This window comes from Paenibacillus paridis (genome assembly GCF_006345825.1).
GTDB lineage: Bacteria > Bacillota > Bacilli > Paenibacillales > Paenibacillaceae > Pristimantibacillus > Pristimantibacillus paridis.
Map to the genome: position 1 here is coordinate 2,169,270 of NZ_VCIX01000092.1, position 13,908 is coordinate 2,183,177.

The 13,908-nt window shown below is 45.4% G+C and carries 9 protein-coding genes; 1 reads left to right on the forward strand and 8 read right to left on the reverse strand.

Going from position 1 to position 13,908, the window contains the following annotated elements; genetic code table 11:
• Window positions 1-66 precede the first annotated feature (66 nt).
• Window positions 67-1,845 carry an MORN repeat-containing protein gene (locus tag FJQ58_RS31495; RefSeq protein WP_139999733.1) on the forward strand — a complete coding sequence of 593 codons (1,779 nt, stop codon included), beginning with the start codon at window positions 67-69 and terminating at the stop codon, window positions 1,843-1,845.
• A gap of 23 nt (window positions 1,846-1,868) precedes the next feature.
• On the opposite strand, the gene FJQ58_RS31500 is transcribed toward FJQ58_RS31495, so the two are convergent.
• The 8 genes from FJQ58_RS31500 to FJQ58_RS31535 all read right to left on the reverse strand — a co-directional run bounded on the left by FJQ58_RS31500 (window position 1,869) and on the right by FJQ58_RS31535 (window position 13,898).
• The gene (locus tag FJQ58_RS31500; protein ID WP_139999735.1) at window positions 1,869-3,539 is read right to left on the reverse strand and encodes a hypothetical protein; all 1,671 of its coding nucleotides are present in this window, start codon (window positions 3,537-3,539) and stop codon (window positions 1,869-1,871) included.
• A gap of 22 nt (window positions 3,540-3,561) precedes the next feature.
• A complete protein-coding gene (locus FJQ58_RS31505; RefSeq protein ID WP_139999737.1) occupies window positions 3,562-5,631 on the reverse strand; it encodes a phage tail protein in 2,070 nt (689 codons plus the stop codon).
• Window positions 5,632-5,645: 14 nt separating this feature from the next.
• Window positions 5,646-7,838, reverse strand: a complete 2,193-nt coding sequence (locus FJQ58_RS31510) for a putative baseplate assembly protein (RefSeq protein ID WP_139999739.1) — start codon at window positions 7,836-7,838, stop codon at window positions 5,646-5,648.
• 17 nt (window positions 7,839-7,855) lie between these two features.
• A complete protein-coding gene (locus FJQ58_RS31515; protein WP_162341897.1) occupies window positions 7,856-10,885 on the reverse strand; it encodes a baseplate J/gp47 family protein in 3,030 nt (1,009 codons plus the stop codon).
• Between the two features lie 111 nt (window positions 10,886-10,996).
• Entirely contained in the window at window positions 10,997-11,398 is a 402-nt protein-coding gene (locus tag FJQ58_RS31520) for a GPW/gp25 family protein (RefSeq protein ID WP_139999743.1), read from the reverse strand.
• A 24-nt stretch (window positions 11,399-11,422) separates the two neighbouring features.
• Complete coding sequence (locus FJQ58_RS31525) at window positions 11,423-12,148, reverse strand: phage baseplate assembly protein V (protein WP_162341899.1); 726 nt, start codon at window positions 12,146-12,148, stop codon at window positions 11,423-11,425.
• A 2-nt stretch (window positions 12,149-12,150) separates the two neighbouring features.
• On the reverse strand, window positions 12,151-13,251 hold the full coding sequence (locus FJQ58_RS31530) for a phage late control D family protein (protein WP_139999745.1): 1,101 nt from the start codon (window positions 13,249-13,251) through the stop codon (window positions 12,151-12,153).
• Between the two features lie 17 nt (window positions 13,252-13,268).
• Window positions 13,269-13,898 carry a CIS tube protein gene (locus FJQ58_RS31535; RefSeq protein WP_139999746.1) on the reverse strand — a complete coding sequence of 210 codons (630 nt, stop codon included), beginning with the start codon at window positions 13,896-13,898 and terminating at the stop codon, window positions 13,269-13,271.
• Between the last annotated feature and the right edge of the window lie 10 nt (window positions 13,899-13,908).

Genomic DNA, 13,908 nt, shown 5'->3' on the forward strand with positions numbered 1-13,908 from the left:
ATCGCTGCCTGTTCCTTATTTGGAGCTGCAGCTAGAATCAATGATCCTACAAAGGAGTCGTGTTTCTTGATCGAGAAAATCGTCAAACCTTTTATTGCTCCAATACAACGTAAAATATTAATGCCTCTCAAAAGGGCTAAAAACTGGCCTAAACTGCTTGCAAAGTGGTTGAAAAAAAAGTTTAAGGATATTTTAGGCCAAAAGGAAATCACTAAAGCGAGCTACATTCCAATTGGAAATTATTATGTTTCAAAAAAACTCATTGTGATCGTCATCTTAGTCCTGCTCATCTGTTACTTCTTTCTATTTATTCGCCCTCCTAAATTCATAAATAAGCTATTTAATCGAAAACCTGCTATTTCCGTTACTTCAAATGGAACTGCGCCAAGCTACTCTGGAGCGGCAAAGCTGTTCGATGAAAATAAGGTTTTGCTCTATGAAGGGGATTTAGTAGGCGGTCTATATGAAGGAAAAGGAAAGCTCTATCAGGCGGTTGGAGTTTTATTGTATGAAGGTGACTTTGTTGGTGGGCAATACGCAGGCAACGGCAAACTGTTCAGCAAGGAAGGAACGCTGCTCTATGAAGGCGCCTTTGCCGATGGCAAATATGATGGGGCCGGCAAGCTTTATACCGAGGACGGCACGCTTCTGGAGCAAGGGACGTTTTTGCAAGGCGTACTTATTCAAGGAAGTCAATACCAGTCGGATGGCATTCTGAAGTATACCGGTGCTTTGGCTGGTAACGTTTACGAAGGAGAAGGCAATCTTTATTATCCAAATGGCAAAATAAAATATCAAGGCGGCTTTAAAACTGGTGTTTCTCATGGACAAGGACGCTTATTTACCGAAAATGAGGAGCTTATTTACGAAGGCGGCTTTTCGAATGGCGTTTATGCGGGTGAAGGCACGCTTTATGAGGGTGCAAATCTTATCGTTTATCAAGGACAGTTCCTTGCAGGGCACTATAATGGTATGGGCAAGAAGTTATTTAGAAACAACTTTATTGAATACGAAGGTGAATACAGTAACGGAAAGCGTTCAGGAACAGGAACCGAATACTTTGAATCTGGGAGCGTGAAATACAAAGGCGAGTTCTTATCCGATCATTATCATGGAACTGGAATTTTATTCGACGCAAACGGAAAAATGCTCTATAGCGGCGGCTTTCTAAACAGTGAATATCACGGAAATGGCGAGCGCTACAATGCTGAGGGCTTGCTTGAATACAAGGGCTTCTTCGTTCGAGGATTGTTAAATGGTGTTGGCACCTGGTTTAAGGATGGTACTCAGCCCCTCTATATTGGTTATTTCAAGTCGGGCAAGCTTGATCTCGCCGCTTATATGGAATTATCCCCAGTCGGGCGCGAAGAGCTCCTTGGCAAACCATCAGGTACAGAGATGATTTATGATCCTTTACCCGAGTCTCTTTTCGATACGGAAGATAGCGGAACCGAAAGCTCCGCAGATGCGAATTTAGGAGCTTCTAGTGCTGGAGGCACTTCCCTAGACGAAACCGCTGTAGAGGAGATAGCACTTGACTTAGAAGCCACTCCACGAAGCGGCACTTTAACTCTTCGTTATCAGGAATTGGGATTAGTGTTTGTTTCTAAAATGGAAGACACCAGCTCCGAGGATGCCGAGCTGATAGAGATTCAAGTGAATAGCGGCAAGGTTCTCGACACCTTATTCAAGCAGCTAGAAGATCAACTATTAGCGGAACCAGCAAGCATAAAAAAAGCAAACAGCGGACTAAATCGTATGTACACCTGGAATAATTTTATTTATACCCTTACGCTAAATCAGACTAACGAAGTTCAGTCAGCCATAATAACAAGGACGGGATAACTCCCGTCCTTGTTTTTTTCGTTTTATGCTGTTGTGGTTGCTGCGCTGTTGATTCCATTTTCAAGCTCTTCTAAAGCAAGTTGACCAGAACCATTGTCCTCGAGCGCCTTCACTGCCCACCAGCGAATGCGAATGCGAATACGCTCTGTTTTTTGATGAACCCGTATGCCAATCCGGAATGTGCCTTTCTTCGAGTCCTGTATGAACCCAATCGAAATATTGGGATAATTCGAAGTAAACTCACTGCCAGCGAATACATCCTGCGCTCCCGAATAAATAAAATTGCTGCGTTTCCACATTTCCGGAACCGGAATGTCGGAGGTTTCCTGCTCATCGGAAATGCCCGCGGTCAAGAAAACAGCCGCGCCAATGCCTAATCCATGTTCAATTTCTTCAGAGTAGAAGTTCTTCTGACGACGCTGATACCATTTCTTCGTCTCTTGCGGGACGATCGAAATTTCTGTAATGCCAGCTGATACCTGTTGCTCCGGCGCTAACGGAGCCTCAGGACCAAGCAAAGAGATGAATTCCTGCTTAATATCCGGAAAAGGAGAAACAGGCGCGAGAGCCGGTTCTTTCACTTCTGAATGGGCAGCGGTTTCCTTATGGCTAATATCATCTTTTTCTGCAGCGGAGATCAGCTTATAGAGCATCGTAGGATTAATGACGTAATCATTGAATGGCAGCGATTCTACACTATCAATGACATAACTTGCGCCCATTTGCAGCAGATTGATTTTCGCAAGATACAAGCATGGTTCCACAGGTGTTTCAATGGCCCGGTCCAGGGAACGTGAATAGAAGGTGTCTAGAATCCGCTCCTGTGCAGACTCCTCGCTTACTTCGACCGTTTGCTTAATATGCGACAATTCATAGATCAGCTTATCCCCGATCACTAGTCTTGCCGTTCCTGCTTTAGCTGAAATGGAGGCATTTTGTTTAGCTTCTCCTGCAGCTAACGGCAGCGCCCGCAAACGGATCGCTTTCGTATAGCTCGTTGCCCCGCCGTCCGTAGGCTCAGAGAAAATGAGCTTTTCCTCTCCTTCTACCGATTCTGCTTGCACCATTTCCAGTTCATATTCGAACGAAATATGAGGAGTCTGCAGCGTCTTCTCGATGCTAAGCTTCAACTCGAAGCTTTGGCCAGGTTCAATATAGCGCGGCACGCTCTGCAGCACGCGTACTTGACCATCGTCGTACCAGATCGATGTATCCTCAATTAAATAATCATATTCCTGTAACGCGGGTGCTGGTGGCTGCTCACGAACGAACAAGCGATAGCTTTCCAAAATACGATTATGCTCGCTTACATCCTCACTGCCGCCTGAGGCTCCAGCTACGGTATGTACCGGCTCTTTGCCCTTTTCATTATACTCCAGGCAAAGGTACACATTTTTGGCATAATCATTATTCATAAAGCCATCGACATTAGAGAGCTTAACGGTAAGAGGTGAAGGAACGATGATCTCGCGCCCCATTTGGTCAAGCGCAGCTCCCGTTTCGATTGAAATGGATTTATCATCAACAGCAACGACCTGCAAGCCGGCTATCACGCCGCTTCCGAACAACAAACGATTCGTTAATCGACGTTTATCAGAGAAATAAGTCTGCTCCGACATAAAATCTCTAACGGTTAATAGCTTTCCATAAAAGTACCGATTGCGTTCAAATGGAATGTACCTCGATCTATTCATCCTAATTTCCTCCCTATTCTGACTACTCCAAACGAGAATCCAAGCCTAGTCTTGTATGTTGGTCGATTCGATTATCTTGCCCTACATCGATGGTAATGGTATGATGCGGCATCGATGACCGTCCGTCCAAATGAAGCAGAGTTGGCTCAGACAATACCGTATTCATACCGAGATAGGAGTGCAGATCCATGTATACCCAAGGTTGTAAAATAATCAACTTACACGTTGCAAAAACGGGCTTATAAGCTTCAATAAGCTGCTGCAGCGTCACTCTTCTCATTTCTGTATCCGCGTGCTCAGCCTTTACGAGCACATTGAAGACATGAGGATCCGCCGCATATAGTCGATCAGCTACTTCACCTAATTCCGGATTTTCCTTGAGCGGCTTAACCTGCTCATATTCCAGAATAATCGGCTTCTCTCCCGTGTAGATCGAAATTAACGTCTCCATCGCAAATTTCGTTCCGCGTAAGTTGTATAAGGTAGGCGCTACCTTCAACAGCTGCCTTAATTGCTCCTCAGACCAATAATCCTCTGCGTTAATGCCAAGCCAGCCTAACAACCAACGCAGCGATGACCCCGAAGCGTTATTGGCTTCAAGTGTACGTGTGACCTGCCCAATCTTATGATCGGTGTCCTCAATCATGGTCTGAAAAATACTCAAATAACGAGCCAAGAAGTCCTTTGAGCGTTCATCCCGCTGATAGATGGACGGGAGGTATTCTAAGTACGAGCTTCTTGGAAAATGGATCTCCAAGCTCTGAATTACCGGGGCATGCGGGGCTGAACCAATCAATTCGATAAACAGCCATAGATATCGGCCTTTTGCTTGAATCAAAAGCGCATCCTGCGGATCCTTGAGAGGCTTAGACCATAATGGAGATAAGGATGCCAGCTTCGTTTCTGGCGGAATCTCCTCGTTCGAAACATATTCATCAAGATCGACATGGTCCTGATCCATAAAAACCTCGCGTTGATCCGAGGCATAATATCGGATATTGATTTGAGTATCATTTTGCTGATTCGCTTCAAGCACCAGCTTATGCCATTCCATCTCATATACTCCGCTATCCAAGCCATCGCTCAGCCATACCCCCATTCGAGAGCCAAAGGCTTTCCAAATGGCGGTTTCAGATATAGGCTCGATCTTGTAAACGCTTCGTTGTTCCGAATTCCAGATATATAGGCACTGCTTGCCAGGAAACAATGCATTGCCGCTTGCGCCGCTTGCGAAGCCTCTTTTCACAATCTCGCCGCTCTGCAGCACTGCAATGAGAGAGAAGCCCTCACGGACACGAAGCAAGCCCCAGAACGTATCCAATCCGCTGTAGCATAGAGAGACCAATTCCTCTGCTAATGGGTCAAGCGGTAACGAGAATGGCGTGACCACGTTCGTTAACAAATTCAAAATCATGATCCGCTGCGTCTTTTTATCGAGCAGCCAGCACTGCTGCTGGCTCCCAAGTGTCAATTGGTAGCGATGATGTTGACGAGCTGCTCCCTCTTCATCAGCTAGCTCCGTTCCATCTCCAAACCAGGGAAGCGGTATACGTACCGTCGGAAGCCCTGCAGGGTCAAACCTAAGCAGCTGCACCTCACGCTCCTGCCCAATCGTACCAATAACCAGCAATCCATCATCGTTATCTGCAATGATTGCTTCCGCATGAAAGATCTCACCGTACCAATCCTTTGTTGACCACCTGATTTGCGCACGATCGAGTGACATTGCCTGAATGACGCTACTTGGTCCATCAAGAATCACAACTACTGAATGACCAGTAATAGCTATTAACGTTGGGTGAAGCTCATCACTATTTTCAAGCTGTATAATATCCTCCACATGTGTGCTGGCTAAGTCCGTTCGCCATATCATCCCTGCGTTATCCAACATAAACCATCTTCCATTTGGATCGACCACTGTATCGATAAGCTCTCCGGACATTTGTGGGTGAGTGAGCTCAAAACGATTTAAATGACGATATACTTTTTCACGTACAATGGTTAGACCATCCTTCATGCCTTCAAGCTGATACGAAGTACCTCGTCTCCAGTCGGGAGGCTTGCGAAATGAGAAAAATTTTGGATTACTCATATCTCATTAACCTCCTATCCATTCGAAATGATGAATTCAATATCGTGATCGCCCGAGATGGCAAGCCCATTTGGCGGAATTCGAATATCCCCACCTTCTTCATGATTCACATTTCTGCCTTCTGCTTTGAGCCATACGTCTTGAATATATTGGACACCCGGAACACGGTGGACGATATCATATACGTCACTTTTATAAATCGATTTACCAAACTCCCAACCCGTGGTTGCATCATCGCCATATGGCTGCAGCCACTTATCCAATATCTGCTTCACATCATGCTCTCTACCCTCATAGCGAGGGTGAACGACAATGATCGCTCTCACCGTTACTCTTATGTATTCCGGCGGAATAACGTGAAGTGTGGTCGTGAGCAAGCGATAAGGCTCAAGATGTGTCCGTATGGTTTGAATCATGCCAATACTTGGACGCGGCAAAGGCTTACGGCTATAAGGCACAATCACTAATGAAAGATGACCAAACGCGCGTTCCTTGGGATAATTTTTGATTGAAGTGTTATATCCGGGAATCGCTTTGACCCGAACAATGCGCAGCCCTGGTATTTCCATTGCTCGCTTCTCCATGTCCTCAGCTGTAATCCCGCACTTCGGATCGACGACACTCAGCTTCGCTCGATGCATGGCTTCATTCAATGTTTCTGCCTCCGCACCGCCATATGCCGGATACAGGTTCGTCACATGAAGAGGATAATTGAAAAAATCAAACTCATGAATCATATCCTCTTTCACATTGCCTGCAACGCCCGTTCCTGTGCGGTAACTGATAATCCTAATATTAGGAACGGGAGAAGCCGGCGGAGCCACGCCATGTACACCATCTGAGAAACGAATAACTCCCTCTGCCTCGTCAATGACATAATGATGGCAATCTGCGGTTGACTCATCGAAATCCCAGACTCGTTCCCAGTCATGCCAGACCATGGCACTCTGGTCCTCTGCCAGCCAGCCTACCTGGATACGAAGCATATCAGGTAGCAGCTGTTGAATGGGAAGAAGAAACTCTTGTCCAGAAATACCTGTTCCCGTACCCAGATAGATATGTTCATCAAACCCCTGTGACAAAGCAATCACCCGTATGCTTTGCTTGCCTAAAGGCAGCTTAACATGAGCTGGAAAGGTTACAAGCACTCGATTAACAGAAAGCTCCGCCTTATACTCAGACTCCAGCACATCTCTCCAGCCACCCGCAATTCCCGCTTGCTTAAACTGAACCGCGAGCCTTCCTTGTTGAAACAACGCATGTTCAAGCTCAATATGCGGAGCTGCAGCTGCTTCAGCCGGAATGGCCGTTGCTGCCTCCTCTAGTCCATCAAAACATTCCGAAATACATAAACTCTGTCCCTGTTTCGCGAATACCTCATTCCACACGAGTCGCCGAATCCGAGGAGGATCATTGTATTCCCCGGCTCTCAGTACCGCTCTAATTTTCCGTACAGGCATCGCCCCTTGCGGAATCGTGAACAGAATAGGGCCACTCTGATGCATGCCATAGGTCTCATCGCGTTCTAGCATGACTGGAATCCAGCTTCCTGAAGGGCTTGCTTCTCCGTCTTGCTCTTGCCAATAGCTCCATTCCACCTTGCCCGAAGGAGTAAAATGCTTATATCTGGCAGGTATTCGATGCTCCGGATTTTGATCTTCTAATTCAATCCATAGCGATAAGGGCATTGAATGAGGCAACCCTTTTAATAAAGTGATAACTATACTCGCCCCGATATCACCATTCTCACCAAATGGAAAGATGGTGACGCGGCCCGAGGTCATATCGTCATCGACGATAACGGAATCTCCGTCAATCTTATGTAATGAAACCTGCTGCTCCGAGTCAGGCAAGACAGAAACAGCGCGTACCGTTTCGAAAGGAAGCTCACCCACGCGCAGTAAGGTGCCAAATGGGATGAGAATAGGCTCGGATGCTCCCGAAAAACTTAATGACGTTGTAGATGGCACACGATCCTTTGGCGTTTCGCCCAACAGCTTTAGAAATTTGCGATCATGATTCAACGTTAAACGATCCAATTGAAACTGCTGCATTTCAATATGCCAAGCCAGCATTTCTAGTAGAGTAATCCCTGGATCATGCGCATTTTCATCGGTCCAATCAGGAAATATGCCGGGAATAAGGTCACGCGCTTCACGAACAAGCTGTTCGAAGTTCCGGTCGTCTAGGTTCGGTAAAGGTAACATGGCTCTTCAGCTCCCTTCTATTTGTGCAACTCTACGATCAATCGATGCTGTCCAGGCACGACAACGCTATGAGGTAAATCTACTATTTTTTCCGGATTCCACTCGACCCGTTCTCCATTCTCAACCTTATATACATCTAATGATAATTGCGGAATATGTACGACAGGCCCTACGGATTTCAAAAGTGCATAAAACATGGAATGGTGCACAATCTGCCCAATGTTCCAGCCTTTTCCATCCGCGTTTCCTGTTAATGTATCCAGAAATTGATTCAATTTGCGTGTCAGCTCCCGTTCAACGGGTACAACATCGTCCATATTTCTGACCCATACCGTAGCTTGTATGCCAATTTCAAGCAAGGCGGGCTCCATAACCTGCAAATTGCCGAAGAAGGCGATATTCGAAGCCGTTTTCTCCAATAGGCTTGCTTCAACCTGACGCTTAAGCTCCTGAAAATGAGCTCCATTCCCTATCCCCGATTTTGGCAGAACGACAATTGAGAGCGTACCAATTTCCTTCTCTAGTTTTACATTCACATTAGGCAAGCATTTAACCTTAGCCACATTAGGATGCGCTTCACGTGTCAGCCATTCGAAATCCTCAGCAATAACCGCGCGATTGCGATGAGTGAATCGTTTCGGACCACGGACAACGGCTTCTTCTATCGTTCCTGCATCACAGCCACCAGCAGCAGCATATAAATTGGTAACCCCTTCAATAAATGCAATCGAGCTTTGCAGCGTGTTAATCGCACCTGCAGGCACATTGCCCCGTTTGCCGCCGCCGCTAGTATAGGTCACACGCACGAGATCCACGCCTGTTCTAGGCAGCGCTTTGCCTAATTTGCCATTGCCGAAGCTTAATCTGCCTGTTGCATGATCTATCATGTAATGCCGGTCTGAAGATCCTGAGCGCAAAAATTGCTCTACACGCCGATAACAAACCCATACACGTAAAATTTCTTGCTCTGAATCTTCCATGATATTCAATTTGATTCCCGTTTGTTGTAATAACTCAATCTCATTTAGAGTTAAATGCTCGGTCTCATCAACCCACACTTCCTCTTCCAGCACAGGAGTGGCAGCAAGCACGTAATATTCTGAGGTTTGTTCTTGTGCTGTATCATAAAATTCCATCTTTCGAGGAAGCTCGTGAACGATCGTGTTCTGCTGAACCGCTAACGTCGTATTTAATGCCAAATGCAGAATCCTAGGCATCATCGTCGATTCCGAATCCAGATTATATCGGCCATCGCGATTAACCGCGCGAATCCAATATCTTTTTTTGCCGAAGAAAGTTTCATGCGCAAAATCCTGTGGACCAACAAACTGTATATCTCCGCTTCGAGTAAACCCATTCGTATCATCAGCTACTGCTAAAGGCGCCCAGATAGACGAGCCTCCAACACTCTTTAAGTACTCCCATTCGATAAAAGGAACATCACTTGCCGTCACCTGGCGCTGCTTCAATACGACAAATAAATTAATCGGTCCACGCTGGGGAGGAATGTCAAATCCGAGCCATACCGCAGGCGCTTGGCCTCCAAGGGATAGGAATGGTCGAAATGGCATGCCGCCGGAATGAATTTCGTTGGTACGGTCCTTCAAATCCAAATTGTTGATTGTTAATAGCCTCTGAGGCGAAAATAATGGCTGCTCATAACCAAAACGAATGCGCAGCCGTTGAATCGCTGGCGCATAGTAGATGGCGTTTGGAGAATAAGCATTATTGATTTGAACGATACGTCCACGTATCCAGTAATTCTCCTCGGCATTGACGACAATTTCTTCTATATCCTCTGGACATACAAAGGCAAGCTCTCGTTTAGCTATTCCATCCCATGGTTTATCGAACATTTTTCTTGCTTCTGATTCGATGGGAAGCATTGCCCATGAGCGGCCATTCCAATATTCCCATTGAATGCTTGCTATCGTGACTACATCAGGAATATCAACCTTATCCACGATCTCACGCTTCATCACAGGCTTCCAGTTAATTGCTCTCGGCATATCCGGATACAGGCGATGCTGTAGAAACTCGGCATCAAAGCTCAGCTTAAGCTGTGCGCCTCTTTTCGAGAAGGCTTCTTTGTTAGCTACATAGAACAAGCCGTATTGAGCAAAGAAATCACCAAAAGGTTCGCAGCCATTCTCCGCATTCAATTGAATATCATTGAAATACAAGCGATCAGGTATTATCCCATCATCGTCTGTTGCTGCTGCAAACTCACTCTTGATTAGCATTCGCTCGAATTGTACCTTGCCCAGCTCTGAAGCACTCGACTGCTCAGCTAAAGTAAACGCTCGACAACGTATCCAATACCCCAAAGACTCATCATATTCAAACGGGTCCATCCGCTTATGGTTAAGCTTAATAAGACGAATGACTGAGCCATGCCCATACACACGATCGAATGCATGCCAGGATCCGTCGCTGTAATATTCCCATTGCACCTTTTCGACGTCTGAGAGCCATTTCACTGTCTCCATAGCTGCCCCTTCATGCTGTGCATGAAAAAAAGTGAATTCAAAAAAAGCAGGATGCTCAATTAAAAACAGAAAATTATGCTGGATATATATGGTGTGCTCCTGCAAATTTTCTCCTTCATCGCCAAATAGTGCATAGCCCTGTCCATTGTTTGAAAGCGAAGAACCATCCTCACTAAGAATGACAATTCGATCCCGTTTCGGACTAATCGCTAATACTTCAAGCAAATCTGCAGTAGTTAATAAAATGGTACGAGCCGTCTCGAATCGAATCGGCTCCGTCTCTCCCGCTATATCAGCCGCTAGCTGAATTCCTTTTTCCACTAGGACTGGCTCAGGTGTACCTTCGACCAACTTAAACGTAATCTGTGCCAATGCCGGTCTTGCAGGCGCAAGCTCAACGTTAAAATGGTTCAAGAAAGCTAAAAAGCTTTTGTAAGGAACTTGGTTTAGACGCTTAATATTCCCCTCAAGCAAATGAGCGAACATCAAAGAAAGGGCTGTGCCCGGATCTGGCTCCTCGGGCCGAAAGCGCCACTCCGAGGTATAGTAGGGAGCCATCTTTTTAATTTCTTCAATTAGTTGTGCTTGGGTTCTATTATCGATTATTGGGGAATGGTTTCTTGGTTCCATCCCAGAGCCATGGTTAATCATTGATCTCTCTCCGATGGTTTAATTTGATCCTTCATATAAATAGAAGGGATAAACCTGATTGAATAGGTTATTCGTTGTTCTAACCTCATACTGTACATGAATCAACAGCTTCTGTTCGTTGGCCTGATCACGTTCAACGGTAACCTCTACCTCATGTACGCGAGACTCCCACATGCGAATGGATTCTTCCACCTCTGCTTCGATTAAACGTAATGTCGTATCATCATTACCTTCGAATAAATAACGATCAATCCCGCAGCCATACTCTGGACGCATAATTCGTTCGCCCTTAGGCGTCCAAATGATGATTTTGATGGCCTCTGCAATATCTTCCTCGTATTCTGCATGCTTAATGCGGCCAGTAAGCTCATCCACTTCGATGGGAAACTTCCAGCCACGGCCCAAAAATTCCTTAGACATTGCAAGCCCTCCGAACCTACCTTATTAATTAATTTTCACGATAGAGCCCTTTATCGTAATTAGCCCATCGGACTTAAGATTCAAGGCTGCTGATGCCTTAAGATCAAGCGTTGCAGCTGCTTCGATTGCAATTTGTGTAGATTTCAGCTTAATGGCTTTGCTGCTTTCAATGGTGGCGTCTCCCTTATTGTTGATTACAATTTTGGTCGTTCCACTTTTTACTTCTATTTCATTGCTGGAGCCGCCCTTTATCGTAATGATGGTTTGACCATTTTGCTCCTGCAGCTTTATCGTATCGTCCTTCTCCGAGATGACCAGCTGCTGCCCTTTTTTGGTCTTCATCGTAATTTTGCCATTCCCATCCGTATCGTCAAACATCATCTCATGCCCAGCCCTTGACGTGATTTTACGGATATTATTTTTTTCATCCTTGCCAGAGGGTGGTGGTCCTTGCTTGTTCCACAGGCTGCCGATCACGATCGGTTCTCGAATATCTCCCATTTGAAAGGCAACCAGCACTTCATCGCCTACCTCAGGCAAAAACAAAGTACCGCGACCGCCACCAGCCATTAATGTTGTCATTCGTGCCCAGTCAAGAGCATTCTTGTCATCAAGGATCGGTATCTTCACTTTTACGCGCCCCAAGTTTTCCGGGTCCTTATTGTCCGTAACAATCCCTACGTATACGCCTTGAACGAGCCCTAGCAATCGGTCATTCATCGAATTAAGTGATTCAAACATTTCATTCATGCCTACACCGCATTTCCTTGCACCCTGAACTGGGTTGTATAACCAGATTCGTCTATCGTATGGGTGGCGCTATTTATATAATAAGGCTGGTTTAAACGTTTACCGAGTCCATCAAGCTTGATATATCTTCCAGCGCGAATTTCAGGGAGTCCCAGACATTCCGCATTGCCAGAAAGTAGTCTCATTGCCCGTTCGTCCATCGCTGCTTCAGCCTTTTCTTTTGCATCTTGAGTATCTTCTACATTTAAATATAAAAATTCCTCGAAATCGCCTAATGGCTTAAGCAAATCGGGACCTGTCTTTGAATTCGAACCTATTTTACTGACAGATGTCGAGGAAGCCTCGATAACCTGTTGATTTTTTGCATCCCAGCTCTTCACCGTAACCTTAGTCACCTGGTCTGAAATGTTCTGCTCTAGACTAAAATGCATTAAATGTTTGCCCCAGGACAATGTCATCAGCGGGGTCTTATTTACGTTTTTTTTGCGAAAATACAATGTTTTGCCTACAATATAAAACTCATAGTTTAAGCTTTGTGCGAGATCTTGCAAAAATTGATAGTCATTTCCCGGTTTTTTCGGAAAGCTTGGGATAACCTTTGTTGTTGCATCAATGACGAAGCTATTTGCTCCATATTTTTGTCCGAGCTCCTTGACAACGTCCGATATTTTTTTGTTAGACCACGTTTTCGCATTGCGGCCTCTCATCATTTTGAAAGATAAATCCATTCCCGTTACTTTTAATTTTGGCGCTTCTCCCCGTTGAAACTCTATATCGACAGATGTGATGTAGCCAAAAAACATAGGCGTCATCCGATCGGTATAGCCCATATGAACCTCAATCGATGTTCCAAGCACTAATAACTGATCCAGCCATTGAAAGTCTCTGCTAATCAAGTTATAAGCATTAACAATCGTAAAGCTGATCGTATCCGATTCTTGCGAGGTTGTCGTGTCGACGGATAACGAATGAATGGCCATGCCCTCGCGTACTGCATCCTTATCATTGATAAGCAGCTTAAAGCCCGGTGCGATAAACTTTCGATATTTCGTTTCAAGCTCATCGAAGGTATGCTTTTCAGTTCCTAATTTCAAATTGCTCATGGTCGATATCACTCACCTTATCCGTACAAGCGTGGAATCTTAATCACTGTTCCCGATTCAAGCCGTTTTGGATTCTCGATGCCGTTGGCACGGGCAATTTCCCTCCACATTCCCGGATCCTCGTATTCCTCTGCAGCAATATGCCATAATTGATCTCCTTGCTTAATCATTCGTTGCTTGGTGCGGTCGGCGGATTGGCGAGGAATATGCTTGAATTGCTCTGTGATGCTCTGAACCGCTTTGAAGGTAACATTCAATGTGGCTCGTACCGGAATTCCAGAATCAAGGAACATGGTATACTTCTGGGACACCTTCTCAACAACGCCTTTAAACTGCAAGGTTCCCCATACAAATTTACATAGCGGAGGCGCGTGCAAATCCTTATCCACGTCCAGTAAGCCGGCGATTTGAGCCGTATGCTTTCTAACATCCGTTCTTTTCTCATAGGAGTCAAAAAACAAATCCATACTCAACGTCGTAGCTTCTCCGCTTATAAATTGTGCGATTGGCTGCGATAATCCCGGAATTGTCTGCCAAGAATATTGATTGGAGGATTCCATGACATACTCGTTTGGATTAAACAATACATCAATACGTTCTGTGGTAGGCCCATAATGGACCAAGATCATTGCTTTCTTAAGTGCCAACTTCAATCTC